15 protein-coding genes are annotated in these 18,851 nt (G+C 57.8%); 13 read left to right on the top strand and 2 right to left on the bottom strand.

Features of this window, described 5'->3' with window-relative positions:
* Positions 1–35: 35 nt before the first annotated feature.
* The 7 genes from QMG93_RS17110 (at position 36) to QMG93_RS17080 (ending at position 9,447) form a co-directional block, all read left to right on the top strand.
* Positions 36–3,146: a glycoside hydrolase family 2 TIM barrel-domain containing protein gene (locus tag QMG93_RS17110; protein WP_281938471.1), complete on the top strand. Its 3,111-nt coding sequence runs from the start codon at positions 36–38 to the stop codon at positions 3,144–3,146.
* 565 nt (positions 3,147–3,711) lie between these two features.
* The gene (locus QMG93_RS17105) at positions 3,712–4,347 is read left to right on the top strand and encodes a glycerol-3-phosphate responsive antiterminator (protein ID WP_281938469.1); all 636 of its coding nucleotides are present in this window, start codon (positions 3,712–3,714) and stop codon (positions 4,345–4,347) included.
* A 172-nt stretch (positions 4,348–4,519) separates the two neighbouring features.
* Positions 4,520–5,317: an HAD-IIA family hydrolase gene (locus QMG93_RS17100; protein WP_281938468.1), complete on the top strand. Its 798-nt coding sequence runs from the start codon at positions 4,520–4,522 to the stop codon at positions 5,315–5,317.
* Between the two features lie 81 nt (positions 5,318–5,398).
* Positions 5,399–6,721, top strand: a complete 1,323-nt coding sequence (locus QMG93_RS17095; RefSeq protein WP_281938466.1) for an ABC transporter substrate-binding protein — start codon at positions 5,399–5,401, stop codon at positions 6,719–6,721.
* Positions 6,722–6,815: 94 nt separating this feature from the next.
* A complete protein-coding gene (locus QMG93_RS17090) occupies positions 6,816–7,709 on the top strand; it encodes a carbohydrate ABC transporter permease (RefSeq protein ID WP_281938464.1) in 894 nt (297 codons plus the stop codon).
* A gap of 37 nt (positions 7,710–7,746) precedes the next feature.
* Complete coding sequence (locus QMG93_RS17085; protein WP_281938462.1) at positions 7,747–8,559, top strand: carbohydrate ABC transporter permease; 813 nt, start codon at positions 7,747–7,749, stop codon at positions 8,557–8,559.
* Between the two features lie 27 nt (positions 8,560–8,586).
* Positions 8,587–9,447 carry a sugar phosphate isomerase/epimerase family protein gene (locus QMG93_RS17080; RefSeq protein WP_281938459.1) on the top strand — a complete coding sequence of 287 codons (861 nt, stop codon included), beginning with the start codon at positions 8,587–8,589 and terminating at the stop codon, positions 9,445–9,447.
* A 75-nt stretch (positions 9,448–9,522) separates the two neighbouring features.
* Here QMG93_RS17080 and QMG93_RS17075 read toward each other — a convergent pair whose 3' ends face one another.
* Entirely contained in the window at positions 9,523–10,842 is a 1,320-nt protein-coding gene (locus QMG93_RS17075; protein WP_281938457.1) for a hypothetical protein, read from the bottom strand.
* 481 nt (positions 10,843–11,323) lie between these two features.
* Between QMG93_RS17075 and QMG93_RS17070 the strand changes: the two genes are divergently transcribed.
* The 6 genes from QMG93_RS17070 to tatA all read left to right on the top strand — a co-directional run bounded on the left by QMG93_RS17070 (position 11,324) and on the right by tatA (position 17,699).
* Positions 11,324–13,747 (top strand): glycosyl hydrolase family 28-related protein, encoded by a 2,424-nt coding sequence (locus QMG93_RS17070; protein WP_281938456.1) that lies wholly within the window; start codon positions 11,324–11,326, stop codon positions 13,745–13,747.
* Between the two features lie 134 nt (positions 13,748–13,881).
* The gene (locus tag QMG93_RS17065) at positions 13,882–14,718 is read left to right on the top strand and encodes a sugar phosphate isomerase/epimerase family protein (RefSeq protein ID WP_281938454.1); all 837 of its coding nucleotides are present in this window, start codon (positions 13,882–13,884) and stop codon (positions 14,716–14,718) included.
* Positions 14,715–15,665, top strand: a complete 951-nt coding sequence (locus QMG93_RS17060) for a 6-phosphogluconolactonase (protein WP_281938452.1) — start codon at positions 14,715–14,717, stop codon at positions 15,663–15,665. The genes QMG93_RS17065 and QMG93_RS17060 overlap by 4 nt, the downstream gene beginning before the upstream one ends.
* Before the next feature lie 13 nt (positions 15,666–15,678).
* Positions 15,679–16,383, top strand: a complete 705-nt coding sequence (locus QMG93_RS17055; RefSeq protein WP_281938450.1) for a PIG-L deacetylase family protein — start codon at positions 15,679–15,681, stop codon at positions 16,381–16,383.
* 63 nt (positions 16,384–16,446) lie between these two features.
* Positions 16,447–17,472 (top strand): Gfo/Idh/MocA family protein, encoded by a 1,026-nt coding sequence (locus QMG93_RS17050; protein WP_281938448.1) that lies wholly within the window; start codon positions 16,447–16,449, stop codon positions 17,470–17,472.
* Positions 17,473–17,504: 32 nt separating this feature from the next.
* Entirely contained in the window at positions 17,505–17,699 is a 195-nt protein-coding gene (tatA, locus tag QMG93_RS17045) for a twin-arginine translocase TatA/TatE family subunit (protein ID WP_281938446.1), read from the top strand.
* A gap of 34 nt (positions 17,700–17,733) precedes the next feature.
* Here tatA and QMG93_RS17040 read toward each other — a convergent pair whose 3' ends face one another.
* Positions 17,734–18,786, bottom strand: coding sequence for a glycosyltransferase (locus QMG93_RS17040; RefSeq protein WP_281938444.1), 1,053 nt, complete (start codon positions 18,784–18,786; stop codon positions 17,734–17,736).
* Positions 18,787–18,851 lie beyond the last annotated feature (65 nt).

Below are 18,851 nucleotides of genomic sequence, written 5' to 3'. Positions count from 1 at the left end.
CATAGTAATCAGATGCATATACTAGGAGGTTTATCATGAGCGACCATCTGGCAAGACGGGATTGGCAAAATTTGAACGTGCTGGAGCGGAACCGGCTGCCTGCCCGGGCCTCATTCGTTCCGTACGGCGCTGCGGACGCGGCGTTGACATATGGCCGGGGCAGCTCGGACCGGTTCATGCTGCTAAACGGCGAGTGGGCGTTTCATTACGCCGGACGTCCCGAGGAGGCCCCGGCCTCGTTCTACATGCCGGAATTCGACGACAGCGGCTGGGATCGGCTCGTCGTGCCGAGCCATTGGCAGCTTCACGGATACGGAGCGCCGCATTATACGGATTTGTACTATCCGTTCCCCGTCTGTCCGCCCGAAGTGCCTGCGGACAACCCGACCGGGACGTACCGGCGGACGTTTATGCTGCCGGAGGGCTGGCTGTCCCGGAACGTGTTCTTGCAGTTTCAAGGCGTGGACAGCGCTTTTCATGTCTGGGTGAACGGCAGCTATGTCGGCTACAGTCAAGGCAGCCGCTTGCCATCGGAATTCGCGATCGCCCCGTTTGTGCGCGAGGGCGAGAACGTGCTGGCGGTGCAGGTATACCAATGGTCGGACGGCAGCTATTTGGAGGATCAGGATATGTGGTGGCTGAGCGGCATTTTTCGCGATGTCGTCTTGGTTGCTCAACCGAAGACGTATTTAAGAGATTACACGGTCGTCGCCGATCTGGACGCAGACGGCCGCACCGGATTGCTCCATGTGCGGGTGCAGGTCGCTAAAGAGCAGACGACGATGGGAAACGTCGTGCTGGAGTGGCGGCTGATGGACGGGGAACAAGGAACGGAGGCCGCTTCTGGCGTTTGTTCCGTGGAGAGCTGGGGCGAGGATGGCGGCGCAGCGGAGGTGCACTTCCGGGCACAGCTGAACGACGTCCGCCCGTGGACGGCAGAAACGCCCGCTTTGTACGATCTGCTGCTCACGCTCAAGACGGCGGACGGCGACACGCTCGAAGCCGTGCCGACGTGCGTCGGCTTTCGCCGGGTGGAGGTGCGTAGCGGCAGGCTGCTTGTAAACGGAAAGCTGATCCGGCTGCGCGGCGTGAACCGCCACGATCATCATCCGGAGCGCGGCCGGGCGGTCACGGTAGAGACGATGGAGCAGGACGTCGTCCTGATGAAACGGCACAACATCAACGCGGTGCGGACGGCGCATTACCCGAACGATCCACGGTTCTACGACTTATGCGACCGGTACGGTCTGTACGTCATGGACGAGACCGACCTGGAGACGCACGGCTTCGAGCTTGTAGGGGATGCCGACCGGCTGAGCAACGATTCCGCGTGGGAGGAAGCTTATGTCGAGCGGATGCGGCGGATGGTCGAACGGGACAAAAATCATCCGAGCATCCTGTTCTGGTCGCTCGGCAACGAATCAGGCTTTGGCTGCAATCACGAGGCGATGGCCGCCTGGTGCCGCAGTGCCGATCCGACGCGGCTTATTCATTACGAAGGTGACCGCGAAGCGAAGGTGTGCGACGTATTCAGCACGATGTATTCGACCGTGGAGAAAATGATCGGCTTCGGACAGCGCGAAGACGAGGAAAAGCCGCATGTGCTGTGCGAATACGCGCATGCGATGGGCAACGGCCCCGGCGGGCTGCTCGAATACGAGGAGGCGTTCCGCACCTATCCCCGGCTCGCCGGCGGGTTCGTATGGGAGTGGATCGACCACGGCCTCAGCCGCAAAACCGCGGATGGGCGGACGTACTACGCCTACGGAGGCGATTACGGCGATGAGCCGAACAACGGCAACTTCGTTATCGACGGGCTGATCACGCCGGACCGCACCCCTTCGCCCGGACTGCTGGAATACAAAAAGATTATCGAGCCGGTAACGGTAGAAGTGTTCGATGCCGAGCAAGGGACGGTCACGATCCGTAACCGCTACGATTTCCGCGACCTGAGCCATCTGCAGCTCGTCTGGACCGTCTCGGTGGACGGCGCACCGCTTGCGAGCGGCAGCGCGCCGCTGCCTGACGTGCCGCCGGGCGGCACAGCGCCGCTGACGCTTCCGCTGCACAGACCGGCGCGCCTGCTGCCCGGCGCGGAGTACCGGCTCGAGCTGCGCTTCGTGCTCGCCTCGGACACAAGCTGGGCGCCGTGCGGCCATGAAGTGGCCTGGGCGCAGCTTGAGCTGCCGGGCTGGGCGGCGGCCAGGCTGAGCGCCCAGCCTGCTGCGACGGCGCCGCACCCGCTGCTCGCGGAAGAGCGCGCGGGCGAGCTCGTCCTGCGCGGTGCGGACTTCGCGCTCCGCTTCGACCTCGCACGCGGCGATATCCGCTCGTGGACCGGCGCGGGCCGTCCGCTGCTCCGCCGAAGCCCCGCGCTGACGCTATGGCGGCCGCCGATCGACAACGACATGTATGTCGTGGCGGACTGGCGCAAGGCGTGCCTTCATTTGGCGCGCGACGACGCCCGTTCGTTCGCCTGGGAGCGGCTCGACTCCGGTACGGTGCGCTGCACCCGGCGTATACGCACGGCTCCGCCCGTCTACGACTGGGGCTACGACTCCATGTGGACGTATACGGTCCACGGCAACGGCCTTGTCGAGCTCCGGGTGCAGGGCACACCGTACGGCAAGCCGCCGGAGATGCTTCCGCGCATCGGGCTGCGGATGGAGGTGCCGGGCGACTATGACCGCGTCGTTTGGTACGGCCGGGGGCCGGGGGAATCGTACCCGGACAGCAAGCAAGCAGCCCGGTTCGGCCTGTATGACTGCTCCGTCGCCGGGCTGGCGTTCCCATACGTGTATCCTCAAGAAAACGGCAACCGTTCGGACGTCCGGTGGGCCGCATTTCTGAGCGGCAGTGGCTCGGGGCTGCTGGCTGCCGGGATGCCGCAGTTCGATTTCGGCGCGCACTGGCATACGCCGGAAGACATCGAGCAAGCGAAGCATACGACCGACTTGGTCAAGCGGGATTTCATTACCGTGCACCTCGACTACCGGCACAACGGGCTCGGAAGCGCAAGCTGCGGACAGGGACAGCTTCCGCCTTACCGGCTGGAGCCGCACGAATTTACGTTCGAGGTCCGGCTGATGCCGGTCAATGAACAAGGCACATCTCTGGACACCGCAGCACGGCGGCTCCGTACCTGAGCGGGCGAGTTAAGACAAAGCGAAGGCAAAAAAATCGAAAAGCTCACGCGGGGCATAACCGTCCCGCGTTTTTCTCGCACTAATGGAACCATGGCGATAAATGCAGACAATCGCTGGACAGTTATTACCCTCGACTCTACTTGAAAATAAAGGAACGAGGATGCGCTAAGCCAAGATTTTAAACGTTCCCCAGAACATAGAGGAAGCAAGGTGACTTATTCGTGTCGAAAAATATTCATTCTCCCTGAGATGAGGGTGTTAAGTCATCGCAGTTCCTCTATTTTGCTCAGGCGGACCAATTCGAACACAATAGAGAACATCAGTTCCTCTATTTTTTCGCATGTCTCTGAAACGAATTCTGAGTGCGCTCGCGTATGGGCTCACTCATGAATCGATCCGGCCAATGGGCAAGAAATCCCTATGCCTTGCTGACTATGTCTCCTTTACCCATCCATCACCCCACCCGTTAACACTGCCCTGACAAATGTTTGCTAAGATGAACTCGAGCTGCGCAGAGATGGTCAGCGTATGGCGCAGAACGGACGTTTGGAAAGGGGCAGAGAACGTGAAGCAGGCATTATACGAATACATGGGGGACAAGCGCATCATACCCGCGGTGCGCAAAGCGGAGGATTTGCAGGCGGCGTGCGCCAGCGAATGGCCCGTCGTCTTTTTGCTGATCGGCGATTTGGTCACGGCTGGAGAGTACGTGGAGACGGCGCTCAAAGCAGGCAAAAACGTGTTCCTGCACGTCGATTTTATCGCGGGGCTCGGCAGTGACCCGATCGTCATGAAGTACGTGGCGGAGCGCTGGCGGCCGACGGGCATCATTTCGACGAAGAGCCATTTGGTCAAGCAGGCGAAAAAGAACGGCTTGGCCGCGATTCAGCGGCTGTTTCTGATCGATACGTCGGCGTTGGAGCATGGCATCCACAATATCGGGCAGAGCGAGCCGGACGCCGTGGAGATTATGCCCGGCCTCATTCCCCGGGTTATCACCCAACTTCGCCGGAGCATCTCCATGCCGATCATTGCCGGCGGGCTGATCCACGATCACGCGGAGATCGACATGGCGCTGCAGGCAGGGGCAAGCGCCGTATCGATGGGCAGCCGGAAGCTCTGGGGACCGGGTTCGGGAGCCGCCGACGTGCCTGAAGTCGCGCCTTTACAAAAACTACACAAACCGTTAACATCCCGATGACAAAACACTGTTAGAGTAAGAGTCGAAAGTCCCAATTGTATATTCAAGGGTATGAGACGAGGAGAAAACCCTTATGCAGCTGCAGGAAGCGCCTGAATGACGACGCGCCGCTTCTTTCTGCTGGATAAAGGGTTTTTTTGTGTTTTCATCACGAAGGGAGCTGCGCAGGATTTTGCCGGATTTGAGGGAAGTGGAAGGTTTCTTTTTCGATTTGGATGGAACGATCATGCTCGGCGACAGGCTGCTTCCGGCGGCTGCCGAAACGTTCTCCGTCCTGCGGGAAAAAGGAAAGAGTATTTTGTTTTTGAGCAATACGACGACGCGGACGAGGAGCGACTGTCAGGCCCGTCTGCAGGCGTTCGGGCTAGAAGCGCACGTGCACGAGGTCGTGACGGCCGCCTACGCCGCTGCGGTATATTTCACGGAGCTCCACGACCCGGTCGTGTATCCCGTCGGAGAGCCGGCGCTGATGCGCGAATTGGACGAGCTGAGCGTCAGGCGAACGGAGGACCCGCTTCGCGCGACGCACGTGCTTGTCGGGATGGACATGCATTTCGACTACGGCCGGCTGCATCAAGCAATGAAGGCCGTGCGCGGCGGCGCTGCGTTGATCGCAGCCAATCCCGACCCGTATTGTCCGGTCGACGGTGACGTCATCCCCGACACGTGGGCGATGGTGAAGGCGATCGAAGCGGCGAGCTGCGCCGAAACGCAGGTCGTCATCGGCAAGCCGTCGGACTATTACGCCCGCAAGGCGCTCGAATGGAGCGGTCTTCCGGCGAAGCGCTGCCTGATGGTAGGCGACCGGCTGGATACGGACATTCTGCTGGGACTCGGCAGCGGCATGCGTACGGCTCTGGTGCTGACGGGTGTGACGGTGAGGTCCGATCTGGACACGTCTCCGATCCGGCCCGACTACGTTTGGAATTCCCTGGGAGATCTGCTGGAAGCTCTCCGCCCCGATTTTTAACATTTGCTTTACATTGCTCTAACGAGGGCATCACACACGTTTGCTACAGTACTACATACAACCACCAAAGGAGAGAAAACGATGCGTTCCGTAACTGCAAAAATGGTAAGTCTGGGTCTTTGTATTTCGATGCTCGCCGGGTGCGGCGCCAAAACCGAATCGCCTGCCGCTTCCCCCGCTTCGAATAAGGCGGAGACGAAGGACGAGAAAGTCGAGCTTACGTTCTATTTCCCGATTGCCGTCGGGGGACCGCTGACCGCCACCATCGAAGGGATGGCACAGGAATTTACGAAGCAAAATCCGAACATTACCGTCAAGCCGGTTTATACGGGCAGCTACGCAGATACCGCCGTCAAGACGCAAGCGGGCGTGCAGGGCAAAAATCCGCCGGATGTGGCCGTGATGCAATCGACCGAGCTGTTCAGCCTGCTCGATATGAACGCCATCGTTCCGCTCGACGAGTTCATCGCCAAAGAAGGCGGCGACAAGTATTTGTCGGACTTTTATCCTGCGTTCCTGGCGAACTCGCAAACCGGCGGCAAGACGTACAGCATCCCGTTCCAGCGCAGCACCATCGTGCTGTATTACAACAAGGACCTGTTCAAAGCGGCCGGGCTCGACCCGAACAAACCGCCGCAAACGTGGGACGAAATGAAGGACTACGCCAAAAAGCTGACCAAAGACGGCAAGTGGGGCCTCGAAATTCCAGTTACCGGCTTCGCCTACTGGATGTTCCAGACGTTCGCGCTGCAAAACGGCAAAAACATCATGACCGAGGACGGCAAAAAGGTCATGTTCAACACGCCGGAAAACGTGGAAGGCTTGCAGTATTGGGTGGATTTGGCGAAAAAGGAAAAGGCGATGCCGGAAGGCGTAACCGAGTGGGGCACCGTGCCTTCGGACTTCCTGGAAGGAAAGACGGCCATGATGTACCATACGACGGGTAACCTGTCCAACGTGAAGAAGAACGCCAAGTTCGACTTCGGCGTCAGCTTCCTGCCGAAACAAAAGAGCTTCGGCAGTCCGACAGGCGGCGGCAACTTCTATATCTTTAAAGACATCGACAAGAAAAAGCAGGAAGCGGCTTGGAAGTTCGTGAAGTTCATGACCGAATCCGAACGTGCGGCCCAATGGAGCATTGACACCGGCTATGTCGCCGTCCGCAAATCCGCCTACGAGACCGAGCGGATGAAAAAATACGCCGCCGAATTCCCAGCCGCCGTCGTGGCGCGCGACCAGTTGCAGTATGCGGCCGCCGAGCTGTCCACGCACAACAACGGCAAAGTGATGAAGGCGCTCAGCGACCAGGTGCAGGCGGCGCTGACAGGCGCGATGACGCCGGCGGACGCCTTGAAGAAAGCGCAGGAGGAAGCGGACAAGGCGCTCGCTCCTTTCAATAAGTAATCCGGATACCAACGGCGGCGGCATGCGCTAATCCAGGCAGCCGCCCCGGGGCTCCGGCACGGCTTCATTTTAACGATCGCGGGGAGGCTTCCTTTTGGGCGGCAAAAACTTTAACTTACAATGGAAAACGGACGCATTCGCATGGCTTTTGCTTTTGCCTTCGCTCGTGTTCTTGTTCCTGTTTACGTTTTATCCGATCGCCAAGACGATCCGGCTCAGCTTCTACCAGGCGGATCTGGCGAGCCCGATGCCGATATTCATCGGTCTGGACAATTATGCGCATCTGATGAAAGACGAACTTTTCTGGCAGGTCATGTCCAACAATCTGTGGTTTGCGCTCGGCACGGTGCCGACATCCATGGCGCTGGCGCTGCTGATGGCAGTGTTCGCGAACAAGGCGATTCGCGGCAAAGGCTTTGTGCGGACCGCGTTCTTTTACCCGACCATGATCCCGATGATCGCCATCGCCAACGTGTGGCTGTTCATTTATACGCCGCAGTACGGGCTGCTGAGCAGGCTGACCCAATGGATCGGGCAGGGCGACATCAACTGGCTCGGCACACCGGAACTGGTCATGTACGCGATGATCGTCATGATGATTTGGAAGGAAGCCGGGTATTTTATGATTTTTTACTTGGCCGGGCTGCAAAATATTTCCCGGGACTTGTACGAGTCGGCGCAGGTGGACGGCGTCGGGCGCTGGACTGTGTTCCGCAAAATTACGTTCCCGCTGCTCATGCCGACGACTTTGTTCGTCGCCATCGTGGCGCTGACCAATGCGTTCAAGCTCGTCGATCATTTGCTGATCATGACGAAGGGCGGACCGAACAACGCGAGCAATCTGCTGCTTTATTACATTTACGAAACGGCTTTCAGCTTCTGGGATCAAGGTATGGCCTCGACCTTAACGGTCGTCATGATCGCCGTCCTTCTGCTGGTGGCGGCGCTGCAATTTTTCGGGCTGGACAAAAAAATACATTACCATTGATGCGGAAATGCCCTGTGAAAGAAGGTTGGCGGTTGAAATGCTGCGTAACAAATTGAAAATAAGTCATGCGTTCATATATATGCTCGCTTTGGTCTGGCTCGTTCCACTCGTCTGGGTGATTAGTACGGCCTTTCGTCCGAAGCAGCTTGCGCTGCAGCCGGGTTTGTCCCTGGAGTTCACGCTGGACAACTTCGCCCACGTCTGGGCGGCTGCGCCATTTGCGCAGTACTACGTAAATACGCTGTTGATCGTCGTCTGCGTGTTTGCCGTGCAGATGATCACGGCGACGATGGCGGCGTTTGCTTTTGCCCGGGTCCGCTTTCGCGGCCAAAATCTCGTCTTTCTGCTGTTTCTCGTGCAGATTATGATTCCGGCGGACGTGCTGATTTTTCCGAACTATAACGTCCTGAAGGAACTGTCGCTGCTCGATACGAAGCTCGGCATTATGCTGCCTTACTTCGCGTCGGCCTTCGGCATTTTCCTGCTGCGCCAGATGTTCAAGACGATCCCGCCGGAGCTGGACGAAGCCGCCGTCATGGAAGGCTGCTCTAAGTGGCAGGTGCTGTGGAAAATTTATTTTCCGCTGGCCCGTCCGTCTTACATCGCCTTCGGACTGGTGTCCGTCAGCTACCATTGGAACAACTTTTTGTGGCCGCTCATCATTACCAATTCCGTGGAAAACCGGCCGCTTACGGTAGGGCTCGCCATTTTCGCCCAATCGTTTGAGACTGGCGCGCAGTGGACGGAAGTGAGCGCCGCAACGCTGATGGTCATCGCTCCGCTGCTGGCCGGGTTTCTGCTCTTCCAGCGCCAATTTATGAACAGCTTTATTCAGTCGGGGATCAAGTAACAGACGAAGATGAGGAGGATGGAGCCTATGGAAGCGCTGCGTCAATGCGCCGTTTCGACTTATGCGCTGCAGGAGGAGTCTTTGGAGGCGGCGGTCGTTCGTTTGATCGGAGATGGATGGAAGGAAATCGAGATTATGGGCGAAGGAGCGCACATTGAGCTGCTGGAATGGCCGGAGGAAAAGCTCGACTGGCTTCGGCAGCTTGGGAAGGAGCATGACGTTCGCTGGACGGTCCATGCTCCGATCACGGGTCTGAACCCGGCTGCGTATGAGGAGGAAGCGAGAAAAGTCTCGATGGAGCTGCTGTTGACTACGCTTCGCATCGCGGAGCGGCTGGAATGCGCATATGTCGTGCTGCATCCCGGGGAAGCGGACGGAGCGGAGGAGATCCAAGCCGATTCCGAACGGGAGTCGGAGCTTGCAGAGCGGGTGGCCGAATTTGTCCGGGAAGCGCTGCGTGCAACGGCCGGCTCGGGAGTCGTGATCGGGCTGGAAAACGTACCGCCGTATCCGAACCTGTTAGGTACGGACGTGAAGTTTCTGGAGCGGATCGTCCGCTCAGTCGATTCACCGCGTCTGCGGGTCGTTTTCGATGCGGGACACGCTCATTTGACCGGCACGGGACTCTGCCTGCTGTCGCTCAAGCGCATCATGCCGTACGTTGTCGGACTGCATTTGAGCGACAATGGAGGCGTGCGCGACGATCACTGGGCGTTCGGCGCAGGCTCGGTTCCGCTCGAAGCCGTGACGGTGCTGGCGCAGGATCACGGCTTCGCCGGCTCTTGGGTGCTGGAGCTGCGCAGCGTGCAGGACGCGGTCGCCTCGGCGGAAGCGCTGGCCCGGATGCGGCGCTCTTCGCGGGTGGCCGAGCTGCGGCAGGCGGAGTAGAGTAGAGGCAGACGAGGGGCTGCTTGAAATACGACCGTTTCCCGGTGAGGGTTCAAGCAGGCTCACGCTTTGCCGTTACCTCACATCCAGCACCTTCAGCTTCACGGATGCATATGTCGATACATCCTCCGGCACAACGGCTTCGAACGGTTGAAGGAGGCCGTTCCCCGGATAGGATGCATCAAATGCGAATTCCAGCGGAGCCTTAGCTATCGCTGTACCGTCCGCGTTCAGGAACGACAGCTCCGCTTTCACCTGACGCTCGCCTGCAAGTTTGGAGGCGTATTGGCCGGTCACGATGCTGAACACGCCATCGCGCCTCACTTGAATCGAACCCAATCGCAGATCGTGGTTAGCCGCATCATCTGCGACGGCCATCGGGGCGTCCGGTTGAATCTTGCTTATGGGTTGATCATTGAACATCCCGACTTGAACGGTAGCATACGCAAACGTCCGGATGTTCCGGTCCACCGTCAGCTCGACCGGCGTTGCTTCCCCGCCTTTAAGCCGGACTGCCGCTCCCGAGGAGGCGCCGATTCGTTCGCCCTTTTCGTTGTAAAAGAAGACGGTGAATCCGACCGGGATCGTCTCTCCCGTATCCCGCCACTTCGGCCCGAGCTGCACCGAGGCTCGAAATCGCGTCTGATTCCCGTCGAAATAATGATATCGCAGGCCAACCTCCATGCGATGATCTGCATCCGCCGCATCCAGTTCATGAAGCCGAAACCAAACCGGCCCCAGCCACGAATCGGCCCGATACCAATCGCGCCAAACCGCAGTAACCTGCATCAACTGGGGATTGACGCTCGCTCCGGCATCCTGGTATGGAAAACGAAATAATCTCGTCGGCGCTGTCAGTTGAACGTCCGTCTGAACCAATTTTACGCCAACCGCCGCCCAATTCGGTGCGATCCATCCTTCTCCCTCGGGGGTCGCGATCTTGTAACGTTTGTCCCAGCTGGCAATCGCTTTGACGATTTGTTTGCCGATCTTCCCTTTAGGCGACAATAACCCCGGATCGTTGTATAAGGTTTCTTCGTGGGGGAGCTCGATGTACGCGTCCATCGGTTCTTCTTTTCCTCTCAGTGCGTTGTCGGGAACGATCCATGCGTTGCCCATCCAGGTGGAAATCAAATATCTGGGCACCCGATAGCCTTCCCCATGTCCTCTTCTGATGCTTGACGTCTGCAGCACACGAACTTGCTGGGGTGCGATCATTCCGACTTGTTGATAACGGTCGTCATAGAGCTCCGTCGGCTCGAACAGCGTCAAGGTTTCGGCTGAATCCGCCAGACTCTTGGAGTCACTAGCTAGAGCGGATGGTACCGGTGTTTGGCCATCCAGTGCACCTGCCAACAGTCCGAGGATTAATAAAATCCCGGCTTTTTTTCGCATACGTTCACTTCCTCATCGTTAGGTAGAAACCACCAATTCACCCCTAATTTTACACATGGATTGACGTGATGAAAAGCAGGCGTGCTGTTGTTCTGTTATGTGGTATTCGAACATTGAGAGTAATGAAATATAACAAATATGAAGTTACTGCAAATCCAAACGATTGTGCAAAAAAATCGGTTAATCTGCTAAAGATTTTGCTCCGTCTTCCACGCTATGATTATCGATAAACCCTGCATATCCCCGCATCGTCAAGGAGGGAAGACAAAGGAACGTATGCGGCTGCTAGTGCGAAAAAACGACTGTGTAACGAAATCTTTCATCGCTTTCTATCAGAACCGTCCTATGGAGCCGCAATGTATTTTTTCCCCGCCGATCCTCGATTAATTTATTTGATTCGAATCCAACCCAAAAATCATGCAGACGGCCTGCAGCCTGCCTGCCGACAGAAGCCTGGCCGTACTAGAGGAGGATATGAACGATGTCCGAATTCAAACCCGCCGAGTCCGAGTCCGTATCTGTACCGCAACAGACGTCCCTTCCGCCCGAGCCGAAGCGGCTCAGCCGCCGTTCGGTCATAGCCACGCTCGGCATGGCCGGCGTAGCCGCCGCAGGCGGACTGTTGACCGGAGGCGGACTGAGGTCCGCTTACGCCGGGGAATCGCAGACCGTGACCGACATCGTATACGGAAGCCGGGTCAACCATCCGAGAGATCTGATGAACATGGATTTCTGTACGCCTTCCAGTATAGCGGCATTGCGGGCGGCAAAAGATGCGAGAGACGGATTTTTGTACTATGTGAGGGATCAGGGGCAGGAAGGGTTCTTTTACTATGATCCGAGCGACAGCACGACGGCGGACAATACGGGGCTCGTGCTCGTTTCGACGGTGAGCGGGTACCGGTTTAAGCGGATCGTGGACCGGGACGAGATTAGCGTGAAATGGTTCGGGGCCAAAGGCGACGGCGCAGCGGACGATATGGCGGCCATTCAGGCGACGATCGACGCGGTTTCGGTTCTGGGGGGCGGCACCGTTTATTTTCCGGTCGGCACGTACATCGTATCGCCGCTTCTCCAGACAAAGCGCATCATTCTGAAAAGCAACGTAAATTTGCGTGGCGAGGGAAGCAATTCCGTAATTAAGGTGAAGAACGATGCGGGCGATTATTGGACGATTTTCGGGGGCTTTCAAGGCTCGCCCAAAGTGTCGAACGTCCGCATCAGCCATCTGCGGATCGACCAGAACGTCTTGAACAATACGACATGCAGCATCGATCCCGGCCGGGATACGAACGGCACGAAGGATTATTACTGGCGGCAGTTTTGCATCGCGTTGTTCGACTTCGATAATATTACGATCGAGCATGTCCAGTTCGCTCCGATCTGCGGCGTCAATACGATCACGCTCAATAACCCGGCCTGTAAAAACGTCCGGATCTTGAACTGCTCCTTCGAATTTGTGGAGGCGAGAGCGCCCAAATATTACGATAATTCGGCCGTATATATCAACGCCCGAAGCCATACGATTCAAAACTGCCGGTTTCTCAACACGAATCCGAAAAAATACAAAGCGTTCGGCGCGATGGAAACGCATGCGGGGCAAAGCGTTGTGTCGGGAAACATTACGGACGGTTATTTTACGGGCATTCACATACAATCCAGCGAAATTGCAAACGACCCCGAGCTCCGAAAAACGCTGGATTTCAGCGATATGACGATTTCGGGGAATACGTTCAGCAACGCTTGCCTCGCTGTTCAGCTATGGCCGCGCAAGGAGTTTCCGGTTAAGAACGTGTCGATCACAGGCAATACGATCAGCATCAACAACAAGCATCACAATTTCTCCATGATGCTGGGCATCGGTTCGTTTCCGGGAGTGCTTCCGGACTCCGGCGGCTACGACAATATAACGATCAGCGGCAATACGATCCAGTTTCAAGAAGAGTTCGTCAGACGCAATCCGAACGACCCGAACGAAGCAGGGGTTCCCATTCTCGAAGACCGGGCATTCGGGATCGGTTTCGTGCGGCCGGTCGAAGCGAGCAACATCGTCATCAGCGGCAACGTGATTAAAAACTGCCCGTTTACCGGTATTCGCATCGGCAATGCGGAGAAGCTGGGCAAAGTAACCGGGGTGCAGATCAGCGACAACCTCATTATTAACACCGGCCATTACCCGGCGGCGAACGAAAAGTACAAGTCCGCCATTTTGCTCCAATCTGCGGTTAGCGAGGCGTACATTACGGACAACTATATCCGGGAGACGTACGACACGGCCCGGGGACTCTATTCGATCCGGATTAACGAGGCGGACGGCACGTTCTCGAATATTCGCCTGAAGAACAACTGCATCACCTCGAAGCAGGGCGGGCTGTGGCTCGACCTCGGTCCCGGTGTCCTTTTTGACGAGCGGGACGGTGCCGTTACCAGATTTGTGCAAGCGTTTCCACCGATATCGGGCACATTCGAGACCGGCGCATTCGTCTACGTGGCCGATCCTGCCGTGGAACAAGGCCGGACGCCGGCCGGCTACAAGGTGACCTCGGGCGGAACGGCAGGGGCGGTGACCGGAGTTACGGTCTCGGGAAGCTCCGGGTCGGCAGTGCTGAACGTGAATGATGCTTCCCGGCTTGCCGCAGGTCAATGGATTCGCATCGGAAGCGGCAGCCAGCGGCTGAGGATCGTTGCCATTTCCGGCACGGTCCTGCGCGTGCACGAACCGGTTGCCTCCGGCCAGCCGGTCACCGGCGCGGTCAGCTTCGTCGCGCCTTCGTTCGAGCCGTTCGGTACGATTGGCCGGCTCTCCGCCATCGGCGATACGAACGGCTCCACCTTGGCGCAGCTTGAGTCGGAGGTGAACAAGCTGAAGCAGGCGTTGCGCGATTACGGTGTGCTGTCTCTGTAAAAATCCCCCCACGGACGAAAATGCAAAATTTTCGTACCAACCTGCAAACCGGAGTACAAAAAGTGCGGCGAAACGGGCAAAGCTTTTGCCAAAACCTTCGTTTATCATTAGCAGGGAAGAGACCAAGAAAGCGGGTGAACCCTTTGGAAATTGGTGTCATTAACATTTTGCGGAACGGCGGGGATTGCTTCGGGCATGTCAGCGACTTCGGCTTGTCGGTATGTCAGCTAATGTGCTGGGACCCGGAGCTGGCCACTGCGGAAGTGGCCGATCGCGTCGCAGAATGCGCGGCCCAGGCGGGCGTGCGCATCTGCGCGGTCTGGGGCTGGGTTACCGGCCCCGGGAAGTGGAATTTTACCGAAGGTCCGGTTACCCTCGGCCTGATCCCCGAGGAATACCGCAGCGAGCGGGTTGCGACCCTCAAGCGTTGGGCGGACTTTGCCGAGCGGATCGGCGCCCCGGCGCTCATTACCCACTGCGGCTTCATTCCGGAAAATATGACCGACCCCGCTTATCCGGCGGTAGTGGAGGCGATTCGCGAAGTCGCCGCGTACTGCGAATCGAAGGGTCTCGGCTTCTGGTTCGAGACCGGTCAGGAAACGCCGGTCGTTCTGCTTCGGACGATCGAACGGGTCGGGACGTCCAATCTCGGCATCAATTTGGATCCGGCCAATCTGATTTTGTACGGAAAAGGCAATCCGGTGGATGCGCTCGACGTCATCGGTCCTTACGTGCGCAACGTACATGTGAAGGACGGTTTATATCCAACCGATGGCGATCGTCTCGGCAAGGAAGTGCCCGCCGGAGAAGGAAAAGTGAATTTCCCTGCATTGCTTGCCAAGCTGCAGGAGCTTGGCTACGACGGCGAGCTGATTATCGAACGGGAAATATCCGGCGACGAGCAGGCCCGGGATATACGGGCGACGATCGGGCGGCTGGAGCAGTGGATGAGACGGGAGGAATTCGCATGAACTTGTTCACGACACTACAAGGCTCTTTGATGGAAAGCTTTTTCCCGCCAGGGTGGGACTTGGAGAAAATGGACGTCTGCTGCGGCCTGGGCCCAGAGCGCCTGTTGACACGTCAAAGCCACTGGCATGACCGGTTCGAACCGGTCGCCTGCGAAGATTTGCAGGAATTTAACGCGCTGATGGGCCATGAGATCGCTTTGGCGATCAAACGGGCTCGGGACCGCGGGGAGAAGCTTGCGATTATTTTCCCGGTAGGGCCGATGGGGATGTATAAGTGGACCGCCTACTTTCTCCAAGCGTGGGATGTGAGCGCTTCCCATGTTTACGGCTTCAATATGGACGAATGGAGCGACGCCGAAGGTCGCACGCTGCCGCCGTCCGATCCGGGTGCGTTCCAATACGCGATGGAGCACGGCTTTTACAATCTGCTGGGCGATCGGACCGTGCCGAAGGCGCAGCGGCACTATGCAACGGCAGACAGCTTGCCGAGATATGCGGAGCGCATTGCCATGCTGAAGAAGGAGGGCGCGAAGCTGCTCGTTATTTATGGCATCGGGCGCGTCTGCCACATCGCCTTCTGGGAGCCGCAATATGCCGGCGAATATGCGGACGAAGCGGCTTGGCGGGCCGCCACGCATCGGATTGGGGCGAAGCTGCACCCGCTTACCATTGAGCAAAATGCGATAACGAGCTTTAAGAGCCGAACGACGCGCGTGCCATGCTATGCGAATACGATCGGTCCCGGGCTGTTCCTGCAGGCCGATTATGCGATAGGCGGCGCGGACGGCGCGCTCGGACGCGGCATGATGTGGCAAGGCATGTCGCTGGCCGTTACGCTTCAGCATGGCGCCAACGCCTGGATTCCGTCAACGTATATGCCGACGCTGCCCGGCAAGCTGTTTTTCCTAAGCGAACTGGCCGGACCGCTTGAGCCGGAGCTGAACTAAGGAGGAGCGCTTCATGATCGTACTTGCTATCGGCGCGCACCCCGACGACATCGAAATCTCGTGCGCGGGTACGCTTGCCAAGCTGAAGCAGGCAGGGCACGAGGTCGTGCTGTGTCACGTCTGCAAAGGGGATAAAGGGCATTACCACATTTCGCCGTCCGAACTGACGGACATCCGCCGCAAAGAAGCGGAGGAAGCGGGAGGTGTCATCGGCAGTAGGGTGCTCACGCTCGGCTTCGGCGACGGCGAAGTGATCGCCGACAACCAGGAGAACCGGATGAAGTTCATCGATCTGATTCGCGAGGTGCGCCCGGATCTCGTTATCACGCACGCCCCGAACGATTACATGCCGGATCATATCGCCGTCAGCCACTTGGTGTTTTATGCGACATTTTTTGCTACGCTGCCGCATTTCGTCACGGATCGCCCGGCGGCGGCCAAGGTGCCAGGACTGTATTATATGGACAATTTGTCCGGTCTCGGGTTCGAGCCGACGTTTTACGTTGATGTGAGCGACCATTTTGCCACGAAGCTGGAAATGCTCAAGAAGCACCAAAGCCAGCTTGTCTGGCTTAAAGAGCACGATGGGGTCGATATCGTCGATTTTGTGGATGCTCTGGGAAAGACGAGAGGAATTCAAGCAGGCTGCGCCTACGCCGAGGGGTTCGTCCAGCATTTGGTCTGGACCCGCCCGAACGCCGTCCGCTTCCCGGTCTGACGGGAGGATGTCGCCGGCGGCACGGACATGCCATTATTTCACGGTGGAGGAGAGAGAAACCGGATGCTGAACGTAGGGTTAATCGGAATTGGCTTTATGGGCCGGACTCACATGACCCAATATCTCCGGCTGGAGCGCGAAGGCTTCCCGCTCCGGCTGACTTCGATATGCGATGTCGACGCGAAGAAATTCCAGGGTATCTTTACCGAGGGCAACATTCACAACCCGTCGGCGCAATTTGATTTTAGTTCATACCGGCTGTATAACGAGGTCGACCGGATGCTGGAGGAGGAACGGCTGGATATGGTTGACATCTCGCTGCCGACGTATCTGCATGCCGAAGTGGCGCTCAAGGCGCTGCGCCAAGGCGTCCATGTCCTATGCGAGAAGCCGATGGCTCTCACGACGGGCGAAGGCGAGGCGATGATCGAAGCCGCCCGGGAATATGGCAAGAAGCTGATGATTGCGCAGGTGCTGCGCTTTTGGCCGGAATACGAATATTTGAAGGAGACAGTTGCCAGCGGGCGATACGGTAACGTGCTGTCGGCTTACTTTTTCCGCGGAGGCAATCCGCCGGTATGGACGTACAACGACTGGATGGTGCTTGAGAATACAAGCGGGGGCGGCATGCTCGACCTTCATATTCACGACATCGATATGGTGAACTGGCTGTTCGGCATCCCCGGCTCCGTAGCGACGATTGCCCGCAGCGTTTTGCCGGGAAGCGCATACGATATCATTTCCACGAACTATACGTATCCCGATGGCAAAGTGGTCAATTCGCAAATCGACCGGTCGCTGCAAGGCGATTTCGGCTTCGAAATGGCGTTTCGAGTTAACTTCGAGGGCGGCAATCTGGTATACGACAAGCGGGTGCTCAAGGATAACCCCAAGGACGGCAAGGGCTTCGTGCCGGAGCTGTCCCAGGACAGCGGGTACTACCGCGAGATCAAATATTTCGCGGAAGCGGTGATGCACGACCGCCCGTTGGATCGCTCGGCTCCGGAGGATACGCTTGTCTCGCTGCGAATTGCGGAAGCGGAGAAGCGGTCCGCCGATCAGGAAGGCTCGCCGGTGCGGATCGCGTAAAAGATGCAGTGACTTGAAAGGGGGAAAAGCGAATGCTTTCCGGTATCGGATTATCGGGATTTTTGCTCATTGTTTTGGTGGCGCTCATTTTGTTCGGCCCGTCCAAGCTGCCACAGCTCGGGCGGGCGGTCGGGACTACGCTGAGCGAGTTTCGCCGGGGGAGCCGGGAGCTGGTGGAGGAGATCGGAACGGAGGAACGGCATCAAGCGGAGGAAGGCAGACGATAAGCACTTCCTTTGCTAAACGATGCAGCGGTATCATTCAGAAGAGAATTCGATCGCTTCCACAGGATCGGGTTCTCTCTTTTCGTTCCGGCAACGAGCGAAGGAAGGCGTCGATCTCCCGGGCGCGGCGCTCCCAAGTATGCTCCAGGGCATAGGAGATACGGGCCGCCCCGTCGCCCGGTTCGTCAAGGCGTTCCGCAACCTTCCGAATAAAATCCCCGCGGGATTCGGCAATATCCACATGCGGAGCCATTCTCTGACATTCGGGAAGCGTGGTGGATATTACGGGTTTGCCGGCGGCCAGGTACTCGTACGCTTTGACCGGGTTGGCTGACACCGTGACGGGCGTTATGCGGAAAGGAATGACGCAGACGCTGAAGCTTTGAATATAGTCCCGCAGCTCCTCATGCCGCTTGAGCCCCAAGAACCGTACATTGCCGCCGTAAGCGTCGAGCCGGTGCCTCCTGTCGAACGGGGGCCCGATTACCGTCACTTCGGCTCCGGACAGCTGCGAGCATTGACCGATCAGCCCTTCGTCAATCCAAGGCGCCCACGCTCCGACATAGCCGATCTGTTTTCGCTTCGATGACACGCGGCTTGCAGCGGCTTCTTCGTCCGGAAAGTGAAGCTTCATGCTTGGATCATAGCCATTGCGGATCAAGGCGGCCCGTTGCTCCGGATAGTATCTTCGGATTCGATCGTACAGCCGCTGCGACGAGCATACGATGGCGTCCGCCCGGACGGCCAACTGTTTTTCGGCCCGAAACCATTCGCCGAGCTCGTCCGAACAGTCGTAAACGATCTGATCGGGGGAGTAGGCAGCGGCAACGGACAAGTAGGCGAAGGGCAGCGAGCACCAGACGAGAACCGGAGCGGTTTTGCGGATTTTGGGCCAAGCCGTTTGAAGCCAATGCTCATGATGATGGACGACAAACAGATTCGGCTCGATGCGCTCCACCCGCGGAACGGATCTCGTTCGGTTACAGAAAAAAACCGTGTAGCCCAGTCTTGCCAGCCGGGTCATTAACTGCTGCGGGCGCTGCTTCATCCATGTCCAATCGAGGGTCGGCGGGTAAATAATGATGCTCACCGGACAGTCCCTCCTTCGAAAAATCGATAACAAATTTTAGGTGTTTATCATATAGTAAACAGTGA

This window comes from Paenibacillus tyrphae, assembly GCF_027925525.1.
Taxonomy (GTDB): domain Bacteria; phylum Bacillota; class Bacilli; order Paenibacillales; family NBRC-103111; genus Paenibacillus_G; species Paenibacillus_G tyrfis_B.
This window is presented reverse-complemented; position numbering and strand designations above follow the sequence as displayed.

Bases quoted from the DNA above. Each gene is read 5' to 3' on its own strand.
- QMG93_RS17110 (WP_281938471.1), top strand. From the start codon at position 36: ATGAGCGACCATCTGGCAAGACGGGATTGGCAAAATTTGAACGTGCTG.
- QMG93_RS17095 (WP_281938466.1), top strand. From the start codon at position 5,399: ATGCGTTCCGTAACTGCAAAAATGGTAAGTCTGGGTCTTTGTATTTCG.
- QMG93_RS17085 (WP_281938462.1), top strand. From the start codon at position 7,747: ATGCTGCGTAACAAATTGAAAATAAGTCATGCGTTCATATATATGCTC.
- QMG93_RS17080 (WP_281938459.1), top strand. From the start codon at position 8,587: ATGGAAGCGCTGCGTCAATGCGCCGTTTCGACTTATGCGCTGCAGGAG.
- QMG93_RS17075 (WP_281938457.1), bottom strand. From the start codon at position 10,842: ATGCGAAAAAAAGCCGGGATTTTATTAATCCTCGGACTGTTGGCAGGT.
- QMG93_RS17070 (WP_281938456.1), top strand. From the start codon at position 11,324: ATGTCCGAATTCAAACCCGCCGAGTCCGAGTCCGTATCTGTACCGCAA.
- QMG93_RS17060 (WP_281938452.1), top strand. From the start codon at position 14,715: ATGAACTTGTTCACGACACTACAAGGCTCTTTGATGGAAAGCTTTTTC.
- QMG93_RS17055 (WP_281938450.1), top strand. From the start codon at position 15,679: ATGATCGTACTTGCTATCGGCGCGCACCCCGACGACATCGAAATCTCG.
- QMG93_RS17050 (WP_281938448.1), top strand. From the start codon at position 16,447: ATGCTGAACGTAGGGTTAATCGGAATTGGCTTTATGGGCCGGACTCAC.
- tatA (WP_281938446.1), top strand. From the start codon at position 17,505: ATGCTTTCCGGTATCGGATTATCGGGATTTTTGCTCATTGTTTTGGTG.